Source organism: Pseudomonas sp. CYM-20-01 (assembly GCF_023169845.1).
GTDB classification, from domain to species: Bacteria; Pseudomonadota; Gammaproteobacteria; order Pseudomonadales; family Pseudomonadaceae; genus Aquipseudomonas; species Aquipseudomonas azotoformans.
Map to the genome: position 1 here is coordinate 6559334 of NZ_AP025169.1, position 25649 is coordinate 6584982.

25 protein-coding genes are annotated in these 25649 nt (G+C 61.2%); 7 read left to right on the top strand and 18 right to left on the bottom strand.

Annotated features, from left to right (window positions below):
• Position 1 precedes the first annotated feature (1 nt).
• Positions 2-634, bottom strand: a complete 633-nt coding sequence (locus M2497_RS30015; protein WP_248488272.1) for a 2OG-Fe(II) oxygenase — start codon at positions 632-634, stop codon at positions 2-4.
• Positions 635-765: 131 nt separating this feature from the next.
• Here M2497_RS30015 and M2497_RS30020 point away from each other — a divergent pair, with 131 nt between their 5' ends.
• Positions 766-1518: a DUF2059 domain-containing protein gene (locus M2497_RS30020; protein ID WP_248485186.1), complete on the top strand. Its 753-nt coding sequence runs from the start codon at positions 766-768 to the stop codon at positions 1516-1518.
• Between the two features lie 43 nt (positions 1519-1561).
• Here the strand turns inward: M2497_RS30020 and M2497_RS30025 are convergent, their stop codons facing one another.
• Positions 1562-2485, bottom strand: a complete 924-nt coding sequence (locus M2497_RS30025) for an alpha/beta hydrolase (RefSeq protein WP_248488273.1) — start codon at positions 2483-2485, stop codon at positions 1562-1564.
• A 99-nt stretch (positions 2486-2584) separates the two neighbouring features.
• Here M2497_RS30025 and M2497_RS30030 point away from each other — a divergent pair, with 99 nt between their 5' ends.
• Both M2497_RS30030 and M2497_RS30035 read left to right on the top strand, forming a co-directional pair.
• The gene (locus tag M2497_RS30030; RefSeq protein ID WP_248485188.1) at positions 2585-3160 is read left to right on the top strand and encodes a DUF6436 domain-containing protein; all 576 of its coding nucleotides are present in this window, start codon (positions 2585-2587) and stop codon (positions 3158-3160) included.
• 28 nt (positions 3161-3188) lie between these two features.
• The gene (locus M2497_RS30035; protein ID WP_248485189.1) at positions 3189-5543 is read left to right on the top strand and encodes a penicillin acylase family protein; all 2355 of its coding nucleotides are present in this window, start codon (positions 3189-3191) and stop codon (positions 5541-5543) included.
• Here M2497_RS30035 and M2497_RS30040 read toward each other — a convergent pair.
• On the bottom strand, positions 5529-6437 hold the full coding sequence (locus tag M2497_RS30040) for an AraC family transcriptional regulator (protein ID WP_248485191.1): 909 nt from the start codon (positions 6435-6437) through the stop codon (positions 5529-5531). The genes M2497_RS30035 and M2497_RS30040 overlap by 15 nt on opposite strands.
• A gap of 102 nt (positions 6438-6539) precedes the next feature.
• Here M2497_RS30040 and M2497_RS30045 point away from each other — a divergent pair, with 102 nt between their 5' ends.
• Entirely contained in the window at positions 6540-6893 is a 354-nt protein-coding gene (locus M2497_RS30045) for a carboxymuconolactone decarboxylase family protein (protein ID WP_248485193.1), read from the top strand.
• On the opposite strand, the gene M2497_RS30050 is transcribed toward M2497_RS30045, so the two are convergent.
• Positions 6871-7836, bottom strand: a complete 966-nt coding sequence (locus M2497_RS30050; protein WP_248485195.1) for a GlxA family transcriptional regulator — start codon at positions 7834-7836, stop codon at positions 6871-6873. The genes M2497_RS30045 and M2497_RS30050 overlap by 23 nt on opposite strands.
• Before the next feature lie 247 nt (positions 7837-8083).
• On the opposite strand from M2497_RS30050, the gene M2497_RS30055 reads away from it, so the two are divergent.
• The gene (locus tag M2497_RS30055; RefSeq protein ID WP_058426491.1) at positions 8084-8725 is read left to right on the top strand and encodes an HD domain-containing protein; all 642 of its coding nucleotides are present in this window, start codon (positions 8084-8086) and stop codon (positions 8723-8725) included.
• A 111-nt stretch (positions 8726-8836) separates the two neighbouring features.
• On the opposite strand, the gene M2497_RS30060 is transcribed toward M2497_RS30055, so the two are convergent.
• From M2497_RS30060 to M2497_RS30090, 7 genes are all read right to left on the bottom strand, one after another.
• Positions 8837-9721, bottom strand: a complete 885-nt coding sequence (locus M2497_RS30060) for an ABC transporter permease subunit (protein ID WP_058426490.1) — start codon at positions 9719-9721, stop codon at positions 8837-8839.
• Positions 9718-10638: an ABC transporter permease subunit gene (locus M2497_RS30065; protein WP_016979002.1), complete on the bottom strand. Its 921-nt coding sequence runs from the start codon at positions 10636-10638 to the stop codon at positions 9718-9720. The genes M2497_RS30060 and M2497_RS30065 overlap by 4 nt, the downstream gene beginning before the upstream one ends.
• The gene (gene potA / locus M2497_RS30070) at positions 10635-11777 is read right to left on the bottom strand and encodes a polyamine ABC transporter ATP-binding protein (protein ID WP_016973037.1); all 1143 of its coding nucleotides are present in this window, start codon (positions 11775-11777) and stop codon (positions 10635-10637) included. Before potA ends, M2497_RS30065 begins: the two co-directional genes overlap by 4 nt.
• Before the next feature lie 68 nt (positions 11778-11845).
• The gene (locus M2497_RS30075; protein ID WP_248485196.1) at positions 11846-12940 is read right to left on the bottom strand and encodes a polyamine ABC transporter substrate-binding protein; all 1095 of its coding nucleotides are present in this window, start codon (positions 12938-12940) and stop codon (positions 11846-11848) included.
• 152 nt (positions 12941-13092) lie between these two features.
• Positions 13093-14187 (bottom strand): polyamine ABC transporter substrate-binding protein, encoded by a 1095-nt coding sequence (locus M2497_RS30080; protein ID WP_282579062.1) that lies wholly within the window; start codon positions 14185-14187, stop codon positions 13093-13095.
• A 196-nt stretch (positions 14188-14383) separates the two neighbouring features.
• Positions 14384-15748: an aspartate aminotransferase family protein gene (locus tag M2497_RS30085; RefSeq protein WP_248485200.1), complete on the bottom strand. Its 1365-nt coding sequence runs from the start codon at positions 15746-15748 to the stop codon at positions 14384-14386.
• 58 nt (positions 15749-15806) lie between these two features.
• Positions 15807-17165 carry a glutamine synthetase family protein gene (locus M2497_RS30090; protein ID WP_003176780.1) on the bottom strand — a complete coding sequence of 453 codons (1359 nt, stop codon included), beginning with the start codon at positions 17163-17165 and terminating at the stop codon, positions 15807-15809.
• A gap of 597 nt (positions 17166-17762) precedes the next feature.
• Here M2497_RS30090 and M2497_RS30095 point away from each other — a divergent pair.
• On the top strand, positions 17763-19139 hold the full coding sequence (locus M2497_RS30095) for a glutamine synthetase family protein (RefSeq protein ID WP_003213894.1): 1377 nt from the start codon (positions 17763-17765) through the stop codon (positions 19137-19139).
• Between the two features lie 246 nt (positions 19140-19385).
• On the top strand, positions 19386-20015 hold the full coding sequence (locus tag M2497_RS30100; RefSeq protein ID WP_248485201.1) for a TetR/AcrR family transcriptional regulator: 630 nt from the start codon (positions 19386-19388) through the stop codon (positions 20013-20015).
• Between the two features lie 114 nt (positions 20016-20129).
• On the opposite strand, the gene M2497_RS30105 is transcribed toward M2497_RS30100, so the two are convergent.
• The 7 genes from M2497_RS30105 to M2497_RS30135 all read right to left on the bottom strand — a co-directional run bounded on the left by M2497_RS30105 (position 20130) and on the right by M2497_RS30135 (position 25642).
• The gene (locus tag M2497_RS30105) at positions 20130-20345 is read right to left on the bottom strand and encodes a TOBE domain-containing protein (protein WP_003213899.1); all 216 of its coding nucleotides are present in this window, start codon (positions 20343-20345) and stop codon (positions 20130-20132) included.
• Positions 20346-20373: 28 nt separating this feature from the next.
• A complete protein-coding gene (ssuB, locus tag M2497_RS30110; protein ID WP_010207344.1) occupies positions 20374-21180 on the bottom strand; it encodes an aliphatic sulfonates ABC transporter ATP-binding protein in 807 nt (268 codons plus the stop codon).
• Positions 21177-21965, bottom strand: a complete 789-nt coding sequence (gene ssuC, locus M2497_RS30115) for an aliphatic sulfonate ABC transporter permease SsuC (protein WP_248485203.1) — start codon at positions 21963-21965, stop codon at positions 21177-21179. The genes ssuB and ssuC overlap by 4 nt, the downstream gene beginning before the upstream one ends.
• Positions 21966-21974: 9 nt before the next feature.
• Positions 21975-23123, bottom strand: a complete 1149-nt coding sequence (ssuD, locus tag M2497_RS30120) for an FMNH2-dependent alkanesulfonate monooxygenase (protein ID WP_248485205.1) — start codon at positions 23121-23123, stop codon at positions 21975-21977.
• A 25-nt stretch (positions 23124-23148) separates the two neighbouring features.
• A complete protein-coding gene (locus M2497_RS30125; protein WP_248485207.1) occupies positions 23149-24117 on the bottom strand; it encodes a sulfonate ABC transporter substrate-binding protein in 969 nt (322 codons plus the stop codon).
• A gap of 96 nt (positions 24118-24213) precedes the next feature.
• Positions 24214-24807, bottom strand: a complete 594-nt coding sequence (gene ssuE, locus M2497_RS30130) for an NADPH-dependent FMN reductase (RefSeq protein WP_058426479.1) — start codon at positions 24805-24807, stop codon at positions 24214-24216.
• Positions 24808-25003: 196 nt separating this feature from the next.
• A complete protein-coding gene (locus M2497_RS30135; protein WP_248485209.1) occupies positions 25004-25642 on the bottom strand; it encodes a peroxiredoxin in 639 nt (212 codons plus the stop codon).
• Positions 25643-25649 lie beyond the last annotated feature (7 nt).

The window sequence follows — 25649 nt, forward strand, 5'->3', positions numbered from 1 at the left end:
TTTAAAACGGCTCGTTGCCCCGCCGGCGAAACCAGCCGGTGAGGGACAGGCGTTCGCGCGTAGCGGGCATCACTTCGTGGGGCACCTCGCCCGACAGGAACACCACCAGGCAACCGCCGGTGGGCACCACATCGTATTCGACGCCGTCCTTGAGGTACATGCGCAACTGGCCGCCATGTTCGGGCAGCCAGGCGTCATTCAAGTAGATCACCGCCGAGACCATGCGCCGGTCATCGTCGCGGAAACGGTCCAGGTGCTTGAGGTAAAAAGCCCCCGGCGGGTACATCGCGAAGTGGCTCTCAAAGTCTTCCAGGCCCAGGAACAGGCCACGGTTCATGGCGAGGCGCAGGCTGTCCATCACCGCCATGTAAGTGTCGCAAACCGCCGCATCGCCCTCTTCCAGCCACTGGATGTGGTCACCGCGAATGCCTTCTCGAATCTCCTGGGTCGGCCCCCGCCCTACCGCTGCCGGGGCCAGTTCACCTTCGGCCTTGCGTTTACGGCACTCAGCCGCCAGTTCCAGGGTCAGAGCCTGGGGCAGGAAGCCGTCCTGTCTGGACCAGCCCTTTTCGGCCAGGTCGTCGACAATACGTTGCAGCAAGGGGTGATCGAGGGGTATTTGCATGGCGCGCATAGTATCCATACGCCTGTGAATCCGACAGAGCCGCCGAGCGTCTGAATGCACTTTAGTCAGGTGACTGATAGGACTTCTCGACAAATCCTACGCCCGACACGGACAATAGTGGCCGACTGACAGGAGTCCCTATGCGTCGTTTGTTTTTTTCCTTGCTGATGTTCTGCGTTTTGCCCGCCTGGGCAGACGGCCATGACCAGTTGTACAAGGTCGCCGGCTGGGCCGAACAACGTGCGCATTTCAATGACGCCCTCAGTGCCGCCCAGCAACGCTACCGCAATAGCCTGCCGCCAGCGGTGTACCAGGCGCTGGTGGACAACAGCAATAAACGCTTCGCCGCCCAGGCGGTGGACCAGCGTGCCGAAGCGCAATTGCGCAAGCACCTGGCGGACCCTGCGCCTGCCTTGGCGTTTTTCCAATCACCCCTGGGCCGCAAGATTGTCGCCGCCGAATTGCTCGCCACCCGCCGCGACCAACTGGCGAAAAATGCCCAGGGCCTGCCGAAAATCGAGGCCGACGCCACCCGCAGCCTGATCATCGGCCACCTGGCCCAGGCCCTGCCGGCCCGCGAAGCCGGCGCGGAAGTCAGCCTGGCGATTGCCGGCGTGGCGGCCGACAGCCTGAGCCAGATGATCCCCGGCCTGCTGGGCGGCGGCCAGGCCCAGGGTATGTTGAATGGCCAACGCGAGCGGTTGATGCAGCAGATCGACAAGGACCTGAACAACACGCTGCTGTACGTTTATCGGGATCTGTCCGACCCGGAGCTGGAAGAATTCGCGACGTTTGCGGAGTCGCCGGAGGGCAAGGCGTATTACCAGGCGGCACTTGCCGCTATTCGCGCCGGGCTGGCGGTCGGGCAAAGCACTTCCAGCCTTACGCAGTAAAAAGTGTGGGAGGGGGCAAGCCACCTCCCACATTTGGATCGCGTTAGTTCAGGTGTTGGGTGAGATAGCTGAAGTACTGCTCACGAATCTCCGGAATCTCATTGGCCAGATGATGCCTGCCACGCGGCAGCATCAACACCTCGGGCTGGTCGAACTTGCTGCGCAACACCTGCAGGTTGTGCTGCCAATCCACGGTCATATCCTCTTCACCCTGCACAATCACCGGTCGCCGAGGGCTGCGCGGTGCGGCTTCGATGCGTTTGATCCAGCGCGCCAATGCACCCACCCAGGCGGTCGGCAATTGCCGCGGCTGCAGCGGGTCGACTTCAAGGAACGGTTTGAACGCGGGGTCGTGGGTGTTTTCGCTGAACCGCCGCGCAATGCCTTTGACGAATGGGCGCAGCAGGTAATAACTGACCTGCGACCAACCCCAGGCACGCGGCCGCACCAACGGTGACAGCAGGAAGGTCTTGCCCTGGGCCGGGCTGTCGGCGCCGTGGTTGAGCAGGTGGTCCACCACCACCGCGCCGCCGGTGCTTTGCCCGAACAGGTGCCAGGGTTGCGGCAACTGCAATGCTTCGGCCTGGGTAAACAGCGCCCGCACCACGTGCTGGTACACCGCGAAATCATCGATGCTGGCGCGTGCGCCGCTGGACAGCCCATGCCCGGGCAGATCGCAGGCGATCACCACAAAACCCTGGTCCAGCGCCCACTTCACCACATGGCGGTACAACCCCATGTGGTCGTAGAAGCCGTGGAACATGAACATCGTCGCTACAGGCCTGGGCGGCCACCACACCTGCGCGACCACCTCGAAACCGTCCACCTCGAAGCGCCCCAGGCGGCTCTCGGCCTGGTCCAGCCCGTAGAAACGCTGGTAGACCCGTGCCTCGGCTGAAAGCGGTTGCGCATCCACCAGGGGCCGCAAGCTTTCGCGCAGATGATCGGGGTCAAAGGTAACGGGCATAAAGGCTTCCAGACTGGCGGCGAAGATGAATATCGAGCTGCGATATTCATCTGTCAGGACAAGCATGGCAAGCTACGCGACCTTCGAGGATACATCTGAATGCGACCGCCCTACCGCACCGCCCTATTCGCCAGCCTGATCCTGGTTATCTGCGCCGGCGTGCTGTGGGCGGCGTATGACTGGTTCCAGGGCCGCTACCTGCGCGCCTTCAGCGAACACACGGCGGTGTTTTCCGGCGACCCATTGAAGCTGCCCGCCGACCTCGCCGGCCCCGGCCCGATCCGCCTGGTGCACTTCTGGGACCCGGCCTGCCCGTGCAACGTCGGCAACCAGCAGCACCTGGGCGAGCTGATCGAGCAATACGCGCCCCAAGGCGTCGAGTTCTACGCCCTGCAAAAGCCCGGCAGCCACGGCCAACTGCCCGACAACCTGCGCACGATGAAAACCCTCACCACCCTGCCCGGCGCCGACCAGGTGCCTGCCAGCCCGGCCGTGGGGATCTGGGATCGCACAGGCAAGCTCGCGTATTTCGGGCCCTACAGCGAGGGCCTCACATGCAACTCCAGCAACAGCTTCATTGAGCCGATCCTCAAGGCCCTAGACGCGGGACGCCAGATAAATGCTACTCACACCCTGGCAGTGGGCTGCTATTGTTCGTGGCCAAAAGGCTCGTAACCCGCCTCTCTCTTGGTAAGGAATATTCATGAAGCGCGTCTTGCAGGTGTTCGCGGTTCTGGTCGTGCTGGCTGCCCTTGGCGCAGGCGCGTACGTCTATAGCAAACAGCCCACCCGCCAGGGCACGGTGACGCTGGCCAACCTGCAAGGCTCCGTCACGGTGCGCTATGACGACCGTGGCGTGCCGCATATCCGCGCCGAGAACGAAACCGACCTGTATCGCGCCCTCGGCTATGTGCATGCCCAGGACCGTCTATTCCAGATGGAGATCATGCGGCGCCTGGCGCGTGGTGAACTGGCCGAGGTGCTGGGCCCCAAAGTGCTGGAGACCGACAAGCTGTTCCGCAGCCTGCGAATTCGCGACCGCGCCGCGACCTATGTGGCGCAACTGGATCATGAGTCGGCGCACTGGAAGGCCCTGCAGGCCTATCTGGACGGGATCAACCAGTATCAGGACAGCCACGCCCGCCCGATGGAGTTCGACGTGCTGGGCATCCCCAAGCGACCGTTCACCGCTGAAGACACCATCAGCGTTGCCGGGTACATGGCCTACAGCTTTGCCGCCGCGTTTCGTACCGAGCCGTTGCTGACTTACGTACGCGACCAATTGGGCAGCGACTACCTGAAAGTCTTCGACCTCGACTGGCAACCCAAGGGTGCGCTCAACCTCGCCGCCAGCGATTGGCAGACCCTCGGCGCCCTCGCCTCACTGAGCGAACAGGCCCTGGCCGACAACGGCCTGCCGCAGTTCGAAGGCAGCAACGCCTGGGCCATCAGCGGCAACCGCACCAAGAGCGGCAAGCCGTTGCTGGCGGGTGACCCGCATATTCGTTTCTCGGTGCCATCGGTGTGGTACGAAGCGCAGCTGTCGGCACCGGGTTTTGAGCTGTATGGCTATCACAACGCTCTGGTGCCGATGGCGTTCCTGGGACACAACCAGGACTTCGGCTGGAGCCTGACCATGTTCCAGAACGATGACCTCGACCTGATCGCCGAGAGGGTCAACCCGGACAATCCCAACCAGGTCTGGTACCACGGCCAGTGGGTCGACATGACCCGCACCGAGCAACAGATCGCGGTGAAGGGCCAGGCGCCACTGACGTTGACCCTGCGCCAATCGCCCCACGGCCCGATCATCAATGACGTGCTCGGCGAGAACGCCGGCAACACACCGATTGCTATGTGGTGGGCGTTCCTCGATACCCAGAACCCGATCCTCGAAGGCTTCTACCAACTCAACCGCGCCGACACCCTGGCCAAGGCGCGAGCCGCTGCAGCCAAGGTTTCCGCACCGGGCCTGAATATCGTGTGGGCCAACGCCAAGGGTGATATCGGCTGGTGGGCAGCGGCGCAATTGCCGATCCGCCCGGCCGGAGCCAACCCCGGTTTCATCCTCGATGGCAGTACCGAACAAGCCGATAAACTGGGCTTCTACCCCTTCACCGCCAACCCCCAGGAAGAGAACCCGGTGCGCGGCTATGTGGTGTCGGCCAATGCTCAGCCCGTGTCACCCACCGGCATGGAAATCCCCGGCTATTACAACCTGGCCGACCGTGGCCAGCAGTTGAATGCGCAGTTGAGCGACAAGAGCGTGAAGTGGGACGTGAACAACAGCCAGGCCTTGCAGCTGGGCACCACCACCGCTTTCGGCCCGCGCCTGCTGGCGCCGCTGCTGCCGGTACTGCGTGAGGTGGTCAAGGACCCGGCGCAGCTGAAACTGGTGGAACAGCTTGCCAGCTGGAAGGGTGACTACCCGCTGGACTCCACCAGCGCCACGCTGTTCAACCAGTTCCTGTTCAACCTCGCGGACGCGGCCTTCCACCCGAAACTCGGCGACAGCATGTTCAAGACCCTGCTCACCACCCGTGTGATTGACGCCGCGCTGCCCCGCCTGGCCGCCATGCCGGATTCGCCGTGGTGGGACGGCAAGCGCGCCGACACCGTCAAGCTCGCCTGGGACAACAGCCTCGCGCACCTCAAGGCCACCCTTGGCGATGACCCGAGCCAATGGCAGTGGGGCACCGCGCATACCCTCACCCACGGTCATCCGTTGGGCATGCAGAAGCCTTTGGACAAGGTGTTCAACGTCGGCCCGTTCCCTGCCCCGGGCACCCATGAAGTGCCGAACAACCAGTCGGCCATGATCGGCCCGGCACCGTGGCCGGTCACCTACGGCCCCTCGACCCGTCGCCTGATCGATTTCGCCGACGTGGCCCACGCGCTGACCATCAACCCGGTCGGGCAAAGTGGCGTGCCGTTTGACCGCCACTACAGCGACCAGGCCGAAACCTACATCGAAGGTGGCTACGAGCAGGCGCACTTCACTGACGAGGAAGTCACCGCCAACACCCGTGGCACCCTCAAGTTGCTACCCGCCCGATGAACGCAAACGCCCCGGCGCCTCGCCATAGGTTTCCTTGAATTTCTTGCTGAACGCCGCCTGGGACTGGTAACCCACCTGGGCGGCGATATCCAGCAGGCTCAGGTGTGACTGGCGCAGCAGGTTGAACGCCAGCTCCATGCGCAATTGGGTCAGCAGCACCCACGGCGATACGCCCGCGACTTTCACAAAGGCGCGCATGAAGGTGGCGCGTGACATCGTCGCAGCGGCCGCCAGGCTGTCGATGGTCCACTCATACCCTGGATCGGCCAGCATGGCTTGCCAGGCCTTGCTCAGGCGCTTGTCGGTAAGCAAGGCGAAGGTGCCGGCGACCGGTGCCTGACGGGCGAGCCAGGCGCGCAGGATCAGGGTGAACAGCGCCGATGACAATGCATCGATAAACGAGCGGGCGCCGAGTTGCTGGCCGTCCGCTTCGCTGCGCAATAACGCGATCAACGCCGCCAGTTGCCCGTCGCCGTGCCACTCGCGGCTGGACACCACCAGGTATTCCGGCAACGCGCCGAGCAGCAGCGACTGGCGGTTGTAGTGAAAGCTGCCGCAGAGCATGTCCAGGTCCGGCTGGTCACCGCCCAGGCGGTGCACGGTGAGCACACCGCCTTCGATGACCTTGGGTTGCATCGGCCGGATCCGCGCGCCCTGGCTGCGCAGCAAATGCGTGGCACCGCCGGGCATCAGCAAAATATCGCCCTGCTCCAGGGTCACTTGCTGCCCACCCGACAACTCGGCGCGGCAGGTGCCACTGAGCACGATGTGATAGGGCGCCATACCCAGGCTTTCCGGCGCATGGTCCAAGGCCCAGTCGCCCTGGAACTGGCAGCGCAGATCCAGACTGCCGCGCAGGTTGGCCAGCGCGATAAGCGTGTCGATCGAATTCATTTGCGAGCATCGGTCAAAAACATGAGCGGATTGAACAATAACGCCGCCCCCGAACGGAAGACACTGGCTCCACACCACCCTACCCGTTCAGGAGTTACCGCAATGTTCAATAACTGGTCCGACTTGCTGCCTACCGTGAAGAAAGCCTTTGGCGCGCTGGGCAAGAGCAACCCGAAGATGGTCAAAGCCTACATGGCGCTGGGCGAAGCTGCCGAGGAAAACAACGTCCTCGATGCCAAGACCCGTGAACTGATTTCCATCGCCGTGGCCATTACCACCCGCTGCGACGGTTGCATCGGCGTGCATGCCGATGCGGCAATCAGGGCCGGCGCCACCCGCGAAGAAGTCGCTGCCACGCTGGCCACTGCGATCTCGCTGAATGCCGGCGCGGCGTACATCTACTCGCTGCGCGCGCTGGAAGCCTACGACACGCTCAAACCGGCGCCGCAAAGTTAAGCCGGAACTGTTGCGGCGTCACGCCCAGCCGACGGTTGAACACACTGCGCATGTGCTGGGCGTCACGAAATCCGCATTGATAGGCCACGGTCTTCAGCGGTGCGGGGCTGCTTTCAAGCATCACCCGCGCCGCGTCCACCCGCGCGCGCTCGACAAACTCCGCCGGCGTGATGCGCGCCTCGCGGGCAAACACCCGGGAGAAATTGCGCGCACTCATGTTCGCGGCCTTGGCCAGGTCGGCAATGGTCAGGTCCCCGGTCAGGTTCGCCAACACGTACAACTGCACCAGCGCCACCGCCGAGGTGGTTTCGGCGTGGGGCGTCAGAAACGGGCTGAACTGCGACTGCCCGCCCGACCGCTGGGTGAACACCACCAGGCGCTTGGCCACGCTCAACGCGACTTCCGGGCCATGGTCCTGGGCCAGCAGATACAACGACAGATCGATGCCCGCCGTGACCCCGGCCGAGGTGTAGAGATTGCCATCCTGTACGTAGAGGCGATCGGCTTCGACCTGGGCCGTGGGGCACAGGCGCGCCAGATCCGCCGCATCGTTCCAGTGGGTGGTGACGGTTTTCCCGTCCAGCAGCCCGGCGCGGGCCAGCATGAAGGCGCCGTTGCAGATGGAGCCGAAGCGCTGCGCACGCGCCGTGGCACCACGCAGCCAAGCATCGAACTCGGCGCCGAAGTCTTCGAAGGGCAACTGCGGGCCGCCCGCCACCAGTAGCAGGTCATACACCTGCAGTGCTTCGCTGTAGTGCCGGTGGGCCTGCAATGACAGGCCGTTGGAGGCGGCCATGCTGCCGTGGCCAACGCCAATGACCTCCAGCTGGTAATGATCCTGCGGCGGCAGAAAACGGTTGGCTTCGCAGAACACGTCCATGGGACCGGTCACATCCAGTGACTGGACGCCGGGGAAGATCAGGATGGCGACGGTTTTGCTCATGAGCAGGCACACCTTCTCTAACTGGATAAACACAGAACCCCTGTGGGAGCTGGCTTGCCTGCGATGCAGACGCCTCGATCATTCAGGTATACCGAGTCGATGCTATCGCAGGCAAGCCAGCTCCCACATTTGACCGAATACACCTTTGGCACGATGTACAACCACATTGGCCGGGATTGCTCCCTCGCCGCAATGGCCCCTTCGCTGGCACAAGACCAGACTGGAATCTTTCCAGAGGAGAACGACCATGAGCACCACCATCGCCGGCATCCAGATCCCGGACAGCGCCCTGGCCAAGGCCACCACCGAGTACATCCGCGACGTCGAATCCGACCTGCTCTACCATCACTCGCGCCGAGTGTTCCTGTTCGGCGCCTTGAGCGGTGAACGCAAGCAACTGGCCTACAACCCGGAGCTGCTTTACGTCGGCGCGATGTTCCATGACTTGGGCCTGGTGGAGGGCCATCGCAGTGACAACGAGCGCTTCGAAGTCGACGGCGCCAACGCTGCGGCCGCGTTCCTCAAGCCGTACGGGCTGAGCGATGACGACATCGAACAGGTGTGGCTGTCCATCGCCCTGCACACCACGCCGGGCGTGCCGCAGCATTTGCGCCCGACCGTGGCACTGGTGACGGCCGGTGTGGAAATGGACGTGCTGGGCATGGACTATGCCGCGTTTTCCAGCGTGCAGCGCGAAGCCGTGGTGCATGCGCATCCACGCGGTGAAGGGTTCAAGGAGTGCATCATCTGCGCGTTTGCCGACGGCTTGCGCCATCGTCCGCAGACCACGTTTGGCAACGTGAAGACGGATGTGCTGGTGGATCAGGAGCCGGGGTTCAAGCCGATGAATTTTGTTGAAGTGATCCGCAAGTCGCCGTGGGTCGCATAGTTGACTTGAAATGCAATCAAATGTGGGAGGGGGCTTGCCCCCGATAGCGGAGCATCAGCCACATATCCATTGGCTGACACACTGTCATCGGGGGCAAGCCCCCTCCCACATTTAGACCGGTGCAGCCGCCCGGCGCTTGTCCGGCTGCTGCCAGCCATCCGCCGCGGCTTCTTCGATGGCTTGCTGAATGGCCTTCTTGCGCATCTCTTCGGCACGCCGGCTGAAGAACCACACCAGGAAGGTCACCAGCGACACCGCCAGCAGGATCAGGCTGGCCACGGCGTTGATCTCGGGTTTGACCCCAAGGCGCACCGCCGAGAACACTTCCATCGGCAGGGTCGTCGAACCCGGCCCCGACACGAAGCTGGCCAGTACCAGGTCATCCAGGGACAGCGCGAACGACATCATGCCGCCCGCCGCCAACGACGGCGCGATCATCGGGATGGTGATCAGGAAGAACACCTTCCACGGTCGCGCACCCAGGTCCATTGCCGCTTCTTCGATCGACAGGTCCAATTCACGCAAGCGCGCCGACACCACCACCGCCACATACGCCGCACAGAACGTGGTGTGGGCGATCCAGATGGTGACGATGCCACGTTCCTGGGGCCAGCCGATCATCTGCGCCATGGCCACGAACAGCAGCAACAGCGACAGACCGGTGATCACTTCCGGCATCACCAATGGCGCGGTCACCAGGCCGCCGAACAGCGTGCGGCCTTTGAACTGGCTGATGCGCGTCAGCACGAAGGCCGCCAACGTACCCAGCGCCACCGCCGCCACCGCCGTGTAGCAGGCGATTTCCAGGGAACGTGCCACCGAGCCCATCAACTGAGTGTTGTCCAAAAGGCCCACGTACCACTTGATCGACCAACCGCCCCACACTGTCACCAGTTTGGATTCGTTGAACGAGTAGATCACCAGGATCAGCATCGGCAGGTAGATAAACAACAACCCCGCCACCAGCATGAAACTCGAGAAACTGAAGCGCTTCATATCTTGCCCTCCATCTCTTTGGCTTGGCTGCGGTTGAACAGGATGATGGGCACGATCAGGATCGCCAGCATCACCACCGCCAGGGCAGAGGCCACCGGCCAGTCACGGTTGTTGAAGAACTCTTGCCACAACACTTTACCGATCATCAGGGTTTCCGGGCCGCCGAGCAGTTCCGGGATCACGAACTCGCCCACCACTGGGATGAACACCAGCATGCAGCCGGCGATGATGCCGTTCTTGGACAGCGGCACGGTGATCTTCCAGAAGCTGTTGAAGGTGCTCGAACCCAGGTCGGATGCGGCTTCCAGCAGGCTCTGGTCGTGTTTCACCAGGTTGGCGTACAACGGCAGGATCATGAACGGCAGGTACGAATAGACCACGCCGATATACACCGCGATGTTGGTATTGAGGATCTGCAGCGGCTCGTTGATCAAGCCGATGGACATCAGGAAGCCATTGAGCAGGCCGTTGTTGCTGAGGATTCCCATCCACGCATACACGCGGATCAGGATCGCGGTCCAGGTCGGCATCATGATCAGCAGCACCAGCACGGTCTGCATCTCTTTGCGCGCGCTGGCAATGGCGTAGGCCATCGGGTAGCCGATCAACAGGCACAGCAACGTGCTGAAGAACGCCATTTTCAGCGAGCCCAGGTACGCAGCGATGTACAACTCGTCGTCGCCGAGCATCGCGTAGTTGCCCAGGTTGAGCACCAATTGCAGTTTCTGCTCAACGAAGGTGTAGATCTCGGTGTACGGCGGGATCGCCACGTCGGCTTCGGCAAAGCTGATCTTCAGGACGATGAAGAACGGCAGCATGAAGAACAGGAACAGCCACAGGAAGGGAATGCCAATGACCGCATGACGGCCACTGGGCGTTATTCGTTGCAGGCGGCGCTTGAGCTTCTTCATGTTCATGAGCGCAGTACCACGCCGCTGTCGTCTTCCCACCACACGTACACCTGGTCACCCCAGGTCGGCCGCTGGCCGCGACGTTCGGCGTTGGCCACGAAGGACTGCACCAGCTTGCCGCTCGGCAGCTCCACGTAGAACACCGAGTGGCCGCCCAGGTAGGCAATGTCGTGCACCTTGCCGCTGGACCAGTTGTGCTCGCAGGTCGGCATTTCGGTGGTGACCAGCAGTTTTTCCGGGCGGATCGCGTAGGTCACCGACTTGTCTTCCACCGAGGTGGCGATGCCGTAGCCCACATAGATGTCGCGGTCCAGGTCGGCGCACTTGAGCACCGCGTGGCCTTCGGCATCGTCTACCACCTGGGTATCGAAGATGTTGACGTTGCCGATGAACTCGCACACCAGGCGGCTGGTGGGCGTCTCGTAGATGTCGATCGGGCTGCCGATCTGGGCGATCCAGCCCAGGTGCATGATCGCGATGCGTTCGGCCATGGTCATGGCCTCTTCCTGGTCGTGGGTCACCATTACGCAGGTCACACCCACGCGCTCGATGATCTCCACCAACTCCAGTTGCATCTGCGAACGCAGCTTCTTGTCGAGGGCGCCCATGGGCTCATCGAGCAGCAGCAGTTTCGGACGCTTGGCCAGGGAACGGGCCAGGGCCACACGCTGACGCTGGCCACCGGACAACTGGTGCGGCTTACGCTTGGCGTACTGGCTCATCTGCACCAGCTTGAGCATCTCGGCCACACGGGCGTCGATCTCGGCCTTGGGGATCTTGTCCTGTTGCAGGCCGAACGCGATGTTCTGCGCCACGGTCATGTGTGGGAACAAGGCGTAGGACTGGAACATCATGTTGATCGGCCGCTCGTAGGGCGGCATGTCGGTGATGTCTTCGCCATCGAGGTAGATGCGACCCTCGGTCGGGCGCTCGAAACCTGCGAGCATGCGCAGCAAGGTGGACTTGCCCGAACCCGAACCGCCGAGCAGGGCGAAGATCTCGCCCTTCTTGATTTCCAGGGACACATCGTCCACGGCAATCGTCTCGTCGAACTTCTTCGTGACCCGGTCGATTTTGACCAGCACCTTCTTCGGTGTCTGGTCCCCTTCGAGGGCTTTCTTATAGGCGCCGGAGGCAACTGCCATTTACGAAACTCCCAGAAAAAAAAGAGTGCAGCGGACCCAATGCGGGCCTGCCTTGGATAGTTTGAGCCTTACTTGCCCGTCTTGACCTTGGTCCAGCTACGGGTCATCAAGCGTTGCACTTTCGGGGGTAGCTCGAAGTTGACGAAGGTCCTGTCGAGTACCGCCTGCGGTGGGTAAACCGCTTCGTCCGTGCGTATCGATTGCTTCATCAGTTTGTCCGCCCCTGGGTTAGGGTTGGCGTAACCGACGTAATCACTGACCTGGGCGATCACCTCAGGTTGCAGCAAATAGTTGATGAAGGCGTGGGCCTCTTTGACGTTGGTGGCATCCTTGGGGATGGCCAGCACGTCGAACCACAGGTTGCCGCCTTCCTTCGGAATCGCGTAGGCGATGTTCACGCCCTTGCCCGCTTCGCTTGCGCGAGCCTTGGCCTGGAACACATCGCCGGAGAACCCGGCGGCCACACAGATGTTGCCGTTGGCCAGGTCCGATATGTACTTGGAAGAATGGAAGTAGGTCACGTAGGGCCGCACTTTGAGCAGCTTGGCTTCGGCCTTCTTGTAGTCTTCCGGGTTCTCGCTGTTGGGGTTCAGGCCCATGTAGTTGAGCACTGCCGGCAGCATTTCATCCGCCGAGTCCATGAACGACACGCCGCAGGTCGCCAGCTTCTTCATGTTCTCAGGCTCGAACAGCACGGCCCAGGAGTCGATATGGTCGATGCCCAGCACTTCCTTCACTTTATCGACGTTGTAGCCAATGCCGTTGGTGCCCCACAGGTACGGCACGGCGTACTGGTTGCCCGGGTCGTTCTTTTCCAGGCGCTTGAGCAGCGCCGGGTCGAGGTTGGCGTAATTCGTCAGCAGTGACTTGTCGAGTTTCTGGAATGCCCCGGCCTTGATCTGCTTGCCCAGGAAGTGGTTGGACGGCACCACCACGTCGTAGCCGGTACGCCCGGCCAGCAGCTTGCCTTCCAGGGTTTCGTTGGAGTCAAACACGTCATACACGGGCTTGATGCCGCTGGCCTTTTCGAAGTTGGCCAGGGTGTCGGCGCCGATGTAATCCGACCAGTTATAAATATGCACAGTCGGTGCGGCCTGCACGCTCAACGTCAGCGTGATACCTGCACCCACCAGCAAGGCTTTGCGAAATAAAGAAATTGGCAAGTGGAGGTCCTCTTAAATAGTTGGGCCTTAAAGTTGTTGCCCGGCAACAAAACCGGCGCGCAACTTACCCTCGATAAACCGATCCGGCAAAACTTTCTGTCATTTAATTTGTGAGAGGGGCAGTCAAACTGCCCCTCCACAGGTTTCAGGGCTTATTTGCCCGATTTGATCTTGGTCCAGCTGCGTGTCATTTCACGCTGGGTTGCAGCCGGCAGGTCGGCAATCGCGTAGAGCTTGGCCTGCACATCCGCTGGCGGGTAGATGCCCGGGTCGCTGGTGATGTCTTTGTCGACCAGTGCGGTGGCCTTCTCGTTACCGTTCGGGAAGCGCACGCTATCGGTGATCTTGGCCATGACTTCCGGCTTGAGCAGGTAGTTCATGAACTTGTAGGCCGCGTCGACGTTTTCGGCATCCTTAGGGATGGCGACCATGTCGAAGAAGCTGCCAGCGCCTTCTTTCGGAATGTCGTAGGCCACCTTGACCTTGCCACCGGCTTCAGCCGCACGGGACTTGGCCTGCTGGATGTCACCCGAGTACCCCACGGCCACGCAGATGTTGCCGTTGGCCAGGTCGGAGATGTACTTGGACGAGTGGAAGTAGCCGATCGAAGGACGGATCTTCAGGAACAGCGCTTCGGCCTGCTTGAGGTCGTCTTTCTTCTGGCTGTCGGTCGGCAGGCCCAGGTAGTGCAGAGCGATCGGCAGCATTTCGGTTGGCGAATCGAGGAAGCTCACGCCGCAGCTTTTCAGCTTGGCGATGTTCTCAGGCTTGAGCAGCACGTCCCACGAATCGATCTTGTCCACGCCCAGCGCGGCCTTGACCTTCTCCGGGTTGTAGCCGATGCCGATCGAACCCCACATGTACGGGAAGGCGTGCTTGTTGTCCGGGTCGCTGACCGACACGGCTTTAAGCAGGGATTTGTTCAGGTTGTCGTAGTTGGACAGCTTGGACTTGTCCAGCTCTTGGTAGACACCGGCCTTGATCTGCTTGGCGAGGAAGTTGTTCGACGGTACGACGATGTCGTAACCGGACTTGCCTGCCAGCAACTTGGCTTCCAGGGTTTCGTTGCTGTCAAAAACGTCGTACACCACCTTGATGCCCGACTCTTTTTCAAAGTTGGCGATGGTGTCCGGTGCAATGTAGTCGGACCAGTTGTACACGTGCAGCACTTTATCGTCGGCCTGGGCCGCGCCCGCCATTGCGCCCATCAGGGACAAGGCGAGGAGGGTCTTGCCAGCGTTCTTCAAACCTAATGCCTTCATTTGGTGATGCTCCAATTTTTTCTTTTTTGGGCCACAAGCTTTTTATGTTGAGTAGCCCAGCCAAAGGGCAACAAAACAGGGCGACAGTCTGGCAAGTTCCGAGGCCGGCTTTCAACCAAAGCCTCATTTATAACTGCCCAGGACGCAGCGCCCGAAAGCCGCTGCGTTCTGAGCCTAGCACTTAGCCCTGCAATGCCGCCAAAGTCAGGTCCAGGCACTGGCGAGCCTTGGTCACCAGCTCGTCGATTTCTGCCTTGCTGATCACCAGCGGCGGCGAAATGATCATGGTGTCGCCCACGGCGCGCATGATCAGGCCATTTTCGAAGCAGAACGTACGGCAGATCATCCCGACGCCCTTGCCTTCGTAGCGTTTGCGGGTGGCCTTGTCCTGCACCAGTTCAATGGCACCGAGCATACCCACGCCGCGCACTTCGCCCACCAGCGGATGCTCCGCCAATTCCCTCAGACGTTTCTGCAAATACGGTGCCGTTTCGTCGTGCACACGCTTAACAATTTGCTCATCGCGCATGATGCGGATGTTTTCCAGGGCCACTGCAGCGGCCACCGGGTGACCGGAGTAGGTGAAGCCGTGGTTGAAATCACCACCTTCGTTGAGCACCGCCACCACGTCATCGCGTACGATCAGGCCACCCATGGGGATGTAGCCCGAAGTCAGGCCCTTGGCGATGGTCATCATGTGCGGCTTGAGGTCGTAGAAATCGCTACCGAACCACTCACCGGTACGGCCGAAACCGCAGATCACTTCGTCGGCGATAAACAGAATGTCGTACTTGGCGAGGATTTCCTTGATGCGCGGCCAGTAGGTGTCTGGCGGAACGATCACGCCGCCGGCACCCTGGATCGGTTCGGCAATAAAGGCGCCGACGTTGTCCACGCCCAGTTCCAGGATCTTTTCTTCCAGCTGGTTGGCAGCCCACACGCCGAACTCTTCCGGGCTCATGTCGCCGCCTTCGCCAAACCAGTACGGCTGGGCGATGTGGGTGATGCCCGGGATCGGCAAGTCGCCCTGTTCATGCATATAGGTCATGCCGCCCAGGCTGGCGCCGGCCACCGTGGAGCCGTGGTAGCCATTCTTGCGGCTGATGATGGTTTTCTTGTTCGGCTGGCCCTTGATCGCCCAGTAGTGGCGGACCATGCGCAACATGGTGTCGTTGCCTTCGGAGCCGGAACCGGTGAAGAACACGTGGTTCATGCCGGCAGGTGCGATGTCGGAAATGGCCTTGGCCAGTTCCAGCACCGGCGGGTGTGCGGTCTGGAAGAACAGGTTGTAGTACGGCAGTTCTTTCATTTGCTTGGCGGCGGCGTCAGCCAGTTCATCGCGACCATAACCGATCGCCACGCACCACAGGCCGGCCATACCGTCGAGGATCTTGTTGCCTTCGCTGTCCCACAGATAAACGCCGTGGGCTTTGGTGATGATGCGCGGGCCTTTCTCTTTCAATTGCTTGAAGTCGCTGAACGGCGCCAGGTGGTGATCACTGCTCAAGGCTTGCCATTCACGGGTTTGCGGGTTGTTGCTGGACATACCAATCTCCTAGACTTTTCAGGTGAGGGCGCGCTGTTCCCACAGCGCGCCCGGCGCATCAGACGGCAAAGAGCAGGAATTCCCGCTCCCACGAACTGATCACGCGCTTGAAGTTTTCATGCTCGGCCCGCTTGACCGCGACGTAGCCTGTGATGAATTTCTGACCCAGGTATTTCTCGATGGTCTTGCTGTTTTCCATGCGCTCCAGGGCGTCTTCGATGGTCAACGGCAGGCGCAGGTTGCGCCGCTCGTAACCACGGCCCACCACCGGCGCGCTCGGATTATGGCCTTCGACCATGCCGATGTAGCCGCACAACAGGCTGGCGGCAATCGCCAGGTACGGGTTGGCGTCGGCGCCCGGCAGGCGGTTTTCCACACGGCGGTTCTGCGGGCCGGCATCCGGTACGCGCAGGCCGACGGTGCGGTTTTCTTCGCCCCATTCCACGTTCACCGGCGCCGAGGTGTCGGGCAGGAAGCGGCGGAATGAGTTCACGTTGGGAGCAAACAGTGGCAGCAGTTCAGGGATGAACTTCTGCAGGCCGCCAATGTGGTTGAGGAACAGCTGGCTCATGGTCCCGTCTTCATTGGAGAAGACGTTCTTGCCGGTGGCGATGTCGATGATGCTCTGATGCAGGTGCATCGCGCTGCCGGGCTCGCCGGTCATCGGCTTGGCCATGAAGGTGGCGGCCACGTCGTGCTTGAGCGCGGCTTCGCGCATGGTGCGCTTGAACACCAGGATCTGGTCGGCCAGGGACAGGGCATCGCCGTGACGGAAGTTGATTTCCATCTGGGCCGTGCCGTCTTCGTGGATCAGGGTGTCGAGGTCCAGCTCCTGCAGTTCGCACCAGTCGTAGACGTCTTCGAACAGCGGGTCGAATTCGTTGGCGGCTTCTATAGAGAAGGACTGGCGACCGGTTTCCGGGCGGCCGGAACGGCCAATCGGCGGTTGCAGCGGGAAGTCCGGGTCTTCGCAGCGTTTGGTCAGGTAGAACTCCATCTCCGGCGCCACGATGGGCTGCCAGCCTTTGTCAGCGTAGAGCTTGAGGACTTTCTTGAGCACGTTGCGCGGCGACAGCTCGATGGGGTTGCCTTGCTTGTCGTAGGTGTCGTGAATCACCTGGGCGGTCGGCTCGATGGCCCATGGCACCAGGAACACGGCGTTCTGGTCGGGGCGGCAGATCATGTCGATGTCGGCCGGGTCGAGCAATTCATAATAGATGTCGTCTTCGACATAGTCGCCGGTCACGGTCTGCAGCAGAACGCTTTCGGGCAGGCGCATGCCCTTTTCGGCAATGAACTTGTTGGTCGGCGAGATCTTGCCCCGGGTGATACCGGTGAGGTCGCCAATCATGCATTCGACTTCTGTGATCTTGTGGTCTTTCAACCAATCGGTGAGCTGGTCGAGGTTGTTACTCATAAATGCCTCTGGGCTGGGTTTCCTGGCATCCATTAAAGGCCAGGCGTTGTTTGACGCAGCATCCGCGTCGTTTTTTCGTTCAGGGTAGGAGCTTACCTGCCATTTGCTGCTGCGTTGCATTCCTCACGCCAAAGTTGTGCGCAATCTTGAGCAGCATGCTGGGCGCACGCCGTTCGGTGGCAGATGAAGAGGCAAAGAAGAGGTCGGCCCGGGCGTCAAGAATATTGGCCGGGGAGCGCGCTATCACGCGGGAGGAATGTACGGATGACACAGCCTGGCTGAAGCAGGCCAAGACGCCGTTGGGCGGCAGGTGAAACATGAAGCACCCCGGTATTATTGCTGTTATGGGTTTGAATCGAGCTTAGCCTTGTTCATTTTTTTACACAACACCCCCGTAAAAAATACAACACGGCCCGCTCAAGCCTGCGAGTCCTAAGCCGTTCAAACCCAAAAAACCGCCCCAAAAGGCCCCAAAAAAGCCTTCGTGGCGCTTTTTTAGGGCAAAAAAGGCCTCGCTTGACTTCGGCATGCCGTTCGGGTTGACTGAAACCAGAAAAGATCAATGATTGATATTTTTAACAACAAAGGTGTTGCATCATGTCGGTACCCCCGCGTGCCGTTCAGCTTAACGAAGCGAACGCGTTCCTTAAGGATCATCCTGAGGTTCTGTACGTAGACCTTCTAATTGCGGATATGAATGGTGTGGTGCGCGGCAAGCGCATCGAACGCACCAGCCTCCACAAGGTTTACGAGAAGGGCATTAACCTGCCTGCCTCTTTATTTGCCCTGGATATCAACGGCTCTACGGTGGAAAGCACCGGCCTGGGCCTGGACATCGGTGATGCTGACCGAATCTGTTATCCGATCCCCGACACCCTGTGCAATGAACCCTGGCAAAAGCGCCCTACCGCGCAATTGCTGATGACCATGCACGAACTTGAAGGTGAACCTTTCTTCGCCGATCCGCGCGAAGTGCTCCGCCAAGTTGTAAGCAAATTTGACGACCTCGGTCTGACCATCTGCGCCGCCTTCGAGCTTGAGTTCTACCTGATCGACCAGGAGAACGTGAACGGCCGCCCACAACCGCCCCGCTCGCCGATCTCCGGCAAACGCCCGCACTCGACACAGGTCTACCTGATCGACGACCTCGACGAATACGTCGACTGCCTCCAGGACATCCTGGAAGGTGCGAAAGAGCAAGGCATCCCGGCCGACGCCATCGTCAAGGAAAGTGCACCGGCGCAGTTCGAAGTGAACCTGCACCACGTGGCCGACCCGATCAAGGCCTGCGACTACGCGGTACTGCTCAAGCGCCTGATCAAGAACATCGCCTACGACCATGAGATGGACACCACCTTCATGGCCAAGCCTTACCCAGGCCAGGCAGGCAACGGTTTGCACGTACACATCTCGATCCTGGACAAAGACGGCAAGAACATTTTTGCCAGCGAGGATCCCGAGCAGAACGCCGCATTGCGTCACGCGATCGGCGGTGTGCTCGAGACCCTGCCCGCCCAGATGGCGTTCTTGTGCCCCAACGTCAACTCCTACCGTCGTTTCGGCGCACAGTTCTACGTGCCGAACTCGCCGTGCTGGGGCCTGGACAACCGCACCGTGGCGATTCGCGTACCGACCGGCTCGTCCGATGCCGTACGTATCGAACACCGCGTGGCCGGCGCCGACGCCAACCCTTATCTGCTGATGGCTTCGGTCCTGGCAGGCGTGCACCACGGCCTGACCAACAAGATCGAGCCTGGCGCACCGGTGGAAGGCAACAGCTACGAGCAGAACGAACAGAGCCTGCCGAACAACCTGCGCGATGCACTGCGTGAGTTGGATGACAGCGAGGTGATGGCCAAGTACATCGATCCTAAATACATCGATATCTTCGTCGCCTGTAAGGAAAGTGAGCTGGAAGAGTTCGAACACTCCATCTCCGACCTTGAGTACAACTGGTACTTGCATACCGTCTAAACGACGGCTGCATCAAATGTGGTGAGCGGGCTTGTTGTGGCGAGCAGGCTTGCCCTGCGTTGGGCTGCGAAGCAGCCCTGAATCCAGACGCCGAGTTCTTTCAGAAGGAACTCGGTGTTTTTTATTGGGGCCGCTGCGCGGCCCAACGCGGGGCAAGCCCGCTCGCCACACATACACAGTCGCCTCACAGGTATGGATCATCCTTATGCTCTGCGTACAATGCGCTCAGCCTTGTAGGAGACTTCCATGACCACCCGCCCCGCGCCCCTTCGCAAACCCCGCGCCCGCAGCCAGGCCCGGATCGATGCGATCCTCGACGCCGCCCGCACCTTGCTGGCTGCCGAAGGCGTGGCGGGTTTGTCGATCTACGGCGTGGCCGAGCGGGCGCAGATTCCGCCGTCGTCGGTGTATCACTTCTTCGCCAGTGTGCCGGCGCTGTTGGAAGCCTTGACCGCCGATGTGCACGCCGCTTTCCGGGCGGCGATTCAGGCGCCCATCGAGCATGACTCACTCAAGCACTGGCGCGACCTGTCCTGCATCGTTGAACAGCGCATGCTCAGCATCTACGAGCACGACGCCGCCGCGCGTCAGCTGATCCTGGCGCAGCATGGGCTGACTGAAGTAACCCAGGCGGATCGTCAGCATGATCTGGAGCTGGGCGACCTGATGCTCACCGTGTTCAACCGTCACTTTGAAGTGCCGACGCTACCGAAGGATGTGGATGTATTTGCCCTGGCGCTGGAGCTGAGCGACCGCGTGTATGCGCGCTCGGTGCATCAGCATGGGCTGATCACGCCGCGTATGGCGCAGGAGGGGATGCGGGTGTTTGATGCGTATGTGGGGCTGTACCTGCCGCCCTACCTGCCCAAGCGTTAATTTTGTGGGGGCCGGGCCGGCCTCATCGGGGGCAAGCCCCCTCCCACATTTTGAATGTATTCACAAATCAAAGTGTGGGAGGGGGCTTGCACCCGATGGCGGTCTCAAGCGCCATCACAACTTGGCGATCGACACCTCGGTGGACTTCACGAAGGCAATCACTTCGCTGCCAATCACCAGTTCCAGCTCCTTGACCGAGCGGGTGGTGATCACGGAGGTGACAATACCGGACGCGGTCTGCACGTCGATTTCCGACAGCACGTCGCCTTCGACGATTTCCTTGATGGTGCCTTTGAATTGGTTACGCACGTTGATGGCTTTAATAGTCATGGTGTTCTTCCTTCAGGGGACGAGTGAGTTATTGAGCCCAACGCAATTGCGTAGGCAGCGGTGAAACAGGTTCGGGTTCCGGCGGCGAGCCCGGCAGGGACAGCACGCGGTTGAGCACTTCTGCTTCCAGCGCGGCCAGGCGATGTGAGCCCCGGGCACGCGGGCGCGGTAGGTCGACGATCAGGTCGAGGCCGATCTCGCCGTCTTCGATCAGGATCACCCGATCGGCAATCGCCACGGCCTCGCTGACGTCATGGGTCACCAGCAACACGGTGAAGCCGTGCTTCTGCCAGAGGTTTTCGATCAGTTGCTGCATCTCGATGCGGGTCAGGGCGTCCAGCGCGCCCAACGGTTCGTCCAGCAACAGCAGGCGCGGTTGGTGGATCAGCGCACGGGCCAGGGCCACGCGTTGTTTCTGCCCACCGGACAGCGCCGCCGGCCACTCGTTGGCACGTTCAGCCAGGCCGACCGCTTCCAGGGCTTCCAACGCCTTGGGGCGCCAGTCGCCCTTGAGGCCCAGGCCGACGTTGTCGATGATCTTTTTCCACGGCAGCAGGCGCGCTTCCTGGAACATCAACCGCGTGTCTTCAATCGCTTCGCTCAGCGGTGCGGAACCGGCCAGCAGCTCGCCGCCGCTGGCTTTGTCCAGCCCGGCCAGCAGACGCAGCAAGGTACTTTTACCGCAGCCACTGCGACCGACCACCGCCACGAATTGGCCGGCCGGAATGTGCAGGTCGATGTCCTTGAGCACTTCGCGCGCGCCAAAGGCCTTGCGCAACTTGCGTACTGCCAGGGGGATCCCCTTGAGCAGGCGCGGGGGTTGTTGAGCTGTCATGCCGCACCTCCTTTATTCACTTGATACGCCGGGTGCCAGCGCAGCCATACACGCTCCAGGCCACGAGCGGCCAGGTCGGCGAGTTTGCCGAGGATGGCGTACATGACGATGGCCAATACCACCACGTCGGTTTGCAGAAATTCCCGGGCGTTCATCGCCAGGTAGCCGATGCCCGAGCTGGCCGAGATGGTTTCCGCCACAATCAGCGTCAGCCACATGAAGCCCAGGGCAAAGCGTACGCCCACCAGGATCGACGGCAGCGCGCCCGGCAGGATCACCTGGCGGAACAGGCTGAACCCGGACAAGCCGTAGCTGCGCGACATCTCTACCAACGCCGGGTCGACGTTGCGAATGCCGTGGTAGGTGTTGAGATAAATCGGAAACAGCGTGCCGAGGGCGACCAGGAAAATCTTCGCCGTCTCATCAATGCCGAACCACAGGATCACCAGCGGAATCAGCGCCAGGTGCGGCACGTTACGGATCATCTGCACCGAACTGTCCAGCAGGCGTTCGCCCCACTTCGACAGACCAGTGATAAAGCCCAGGACCAGGCCGATGCTGCCGCCGATCACAAACCCCAGGCCGGCACGCCAGCCACTGATCGCCAGGTGCGTCCAGATTTCACCGCTGGCAACCAGATGCACACCGGCCGCAATCACGGCACTAGGCGCCGGCAGGATACGGGTCGACAACCAGCCCGCCGACACCGACAACTGCCACACCGCGAGCAATAGCACCGGCAGAATCCAGGGCGCCACACGGTGGCTTAGTTTTTCATAGCTCATGGTGCGGCCTCAGCTCTGCGACGCAGCTTTGGGAAGGATGTCGTTGGCCACCATCTCGCCGAACGGGCTGACGTAGCCGGCGCTTTTCGGCAGCTCGGGACGTTCGATATCCAGGTGCGGAAACAGCAACTCGGCGACGCGATACGACTCTTCCAGGTGTGGATAACCGGAGAAGATGAATGTATCGATACCCAGCGCCGCGTATTCCTTGACGCGCTCCGCCACGGTCGGGCCATCGCCGACCAGCGCGGTGCCCGCACCACCACGCACCAGGCCGACACCGGCCCACAGGTTGGGGCTGACTTCGAGGTTGTCGCGGTTGCCACCGTGCAACGCCGCCATGCGTTGCTGGCCGACGGAATCAAAGCGTGCCAGGGAGGCCTGGGCACGGGCGATGGTCTCGTCGTCCAGGTGGGAGATCAGTTTGTCGGCGGCCTTCCATGCTTCTTCGTTGGTTTCACGCACGATCACATGCAGGCGGATACCAAAGCGCACGGTACGCCCGAGCTTGGCGGCCTTGGCCCGTACCTGTTCGATTTTTTCCGCGACAGCGGCCGGTGGCTCGCCCCAAGTCAGCACCATTTCCACCTGCTCGGCTGCCAGGTCCTGGGCCGCTTCGGAGGAACCGCCGAAGTACAGTGGCGGACGCGGTTGCTGGATTGGCGGATAAAGCAGCTTGGCGCCTTTGACGCTGATGTGCGCGCCGTCGTAATCCACGGTCTCGCCTTCCAGCACACGGCGCCAGATACGGGTGAATTCCACCGAGGCCTGGTAGCGCTCCTCATGGCTGAGGAACAGGCCATCGCCGGCCAACTCTTCCGGATCACCGCCGGTGACCAGGTTGAACAACGCACGCCCGCCAGACAGGCGGTCCAGGGTCGCGGCCTGACGCGCGGCCACCGTCGGGGAAATGATCCCGGGGCGTAGCGCGACAAGGAATTTCAAACGCTGGGTCACCGGGATCAGCGAAGCGGCCACCAGCCACGAGTCTTCGCAGGAGCGCCCGGTCGGGATCAGCACCCCGCCGAAGCCCAGGCGGTCGGCGGCCTGGGCCACTTGCTGCAAATAACCGTGGTCAACGGCGCGAGCGCCTTCGGCGGTGCCAAGGTAGTGGCCGTCGCCGTGGGTAGGCAGGAACCAGAAAATATTGAGGCTCATGGAGTTGTCTCCTGAAGAAGTCGGATTACGGCGCTTTGGCAACGGCGGCGGGTGGCGTCCAGATCACGTCCTTGATGCTCAAGGGTTTGGGGATCAATTTGAGTTGGTAGAAGCTGTCGGCGATTTTCTGTTGGGCGGCGACCACTTCCGGGGTCAGGAACAATGCGCCATAGCCTTGGCGCTTCACCGAGGTCAGGGTGATGTCAGCCGGCAGACCGAGCAGCGGTGCGACTTGTTCGGTGACTTCCTGGGGATTGGCCTTGGACCATTCGCCCACGGCGCGCACTTCTTCCACCAGCGCCTTGATCACTTCTGGATGTTGTTCGGCGTAGGGCTTGGTCGCCAGGTAGAACTGATGGTTGTCGGCGATACCGGTACCATCACGCAGGGTGCGGGCTTGCAGCTGTTTCTCGGCGGCGGCCTGGTACGGGTCCCAGATCACCCAGGCGTCCACGCTGCCACGCTCGAAAGCGGCACGGGCATCGGCGGGCGGCAGGAACACGGTCTGCACGTCGGTGTATTTCAGGCCGGCGTCTTCCAGGGCACGTACCAACAGGTAGTGCACGTTGGAGCCTTTGTTGAGCACGATTTTTTTGCCCTTGAGCTCGGCCACGGATTTGATCGGTGAGTCTTTCGGCACCAGGATCGCTTCACTGGTCGGCGCCGGTGGTTCGTAGGCTACGTAGAGCAGGTCGGCGCCGGCGGCCTGGGCGAACACCGGCGGGGTTTCGCCGGTCACGCCGAAGTCGATGGAGCCGACATTCAGGCCTTCAAGCAACTGGGGGCCGCCAGGGAACTCGGTCCATTGCACGTTGACGCCTTGGGCCGCCAGGCGTTTTTCCAGGGTGCCCTTGGCCTTGAGCAGCACCAGCGTGCCGTATTTCTGATAGCCGATCCGCAGGGTCTCGGCCGCTTGAGCTTGAACAATGGCGCCGAAGGACACAGCCGCAGCAAACAGTGCGACCAGACCACGACGCAAGATGACAGTGCGCATGGCGCTCTCTCCAAAAATGCGATTAGGGGTTTTGGCTGCACCTGCTTGGCCGTTGGCGGCTGAGTAAGGTGAGTGTTTCTTTTATATCGGTGAGGCTCAGATGCTCCAGCGAGCACTCAACAGACGTTCATTCAACACGTGGGGGTCCAGCGGTTTCGGGCGACGGGCCATGGCGCCGTAAAGTGTTTCCAGGGCTTCGTGCAAACGCTGTTCAAGTACCGGCACCAATTGCGCCTGGGCACTGCCTTCGCCGTACGCGATCTGGCTGTCTTCGGCAAAGATGCCGTGGAGCAACTCCTGGGCTTTCAACGCCGACAGCACCGGCTTCAATGCGTAGTCCACCGCCAGCATGTGGGCGATGCTGCCGCCGGTGGCCATCGGCAACACGATCTTGTGGGCCAGGGCGCGTTCGGGCAGCAGGTCCAGCACGGTCTTCAGCGCGCCGGAGAACGAGGCCTTGTACACCGGCGTGGCGATCACCAGGCCATCGGCGTTGGCGACTTGCTGCAGCAGGTCGATGACCTTGGGGCTGTCGAAGCGCGCATGCAGCAGGTCCTCAGCCGGGAAGTCCCGTATCTGGTAACTCACCACTTCTACGCCTTTGTCTTGCAACCACTGACGGGTTTTATCCAGCAACACCCCGGAGCGCGAACGCTGGCTGGGACTGCCTCCAAGTGTTACGACCAACATGCAGGAATTCCTTGAGCAGGTGTCGGCGGTTCGCTGTGTGGCGATGGCGCCAAGATGGAACAGACCTTATCAGCAGATTCATATATCTATAAATCTTATTTTTTCATTTGTTTATTCTCTAAATGCATATGAGAGTTATAGATCTCCAGGCGAAAAAAAAGGCCGTCGAAACGGCCTGAAAACCCCTGCTATGTGATCAGCGATTCGGTTGTGGTGTCAGGCGCAGGTACGGCTTCACCGCGCGATAACCCTTCGGAAAGCGTTTCTTGATCTCTTCCTCGTCCTTGAGCGACGGCACGATCACCACTTCATCGCCGTCCTGCCAGTTGGCGGGCGTGGCGACCTTGTGGTTGTCGGTGAGCTGCAACGAGTCGATGACCCGCAGGATTTCGTGGAAATTACGCCCGGTACTGGCCGGGTAGGTGATGGTCAGGCGGATCTTCTTGTTCGGGTCGATCACCAACAAGGAACGCACGGTGAGGGTGTCACTGGCGTTGGGGTGGATCAGGTCGTACAGGTCGGACACTTTGCGATCGGCGTCGGCCAGGATCGGGAAGTTGACGACCGTGTTCTGGGTTTCGTTGATGTCTTCGATCCACTTGTGGTGCGAGTCCACCGGGTCGACCGACAGGGCGATGGCCTTGACGCCACGCTGGGCGAATTCGTCCTTGAGCTTGGCGGTAAAACCCAGTTCGGTGGTGCACACCGGAGTGAAATCCGCCGGGTGGGAAAACAGCACACCCCAGCTATCGCCCAGCCATTCGTGGAAACGAATCGTGCCAGCGCTGGAATCCTGTTCGAAGTCGGGGGCGATATCGCCCAGTCTTAGGCTCATGGTGTGG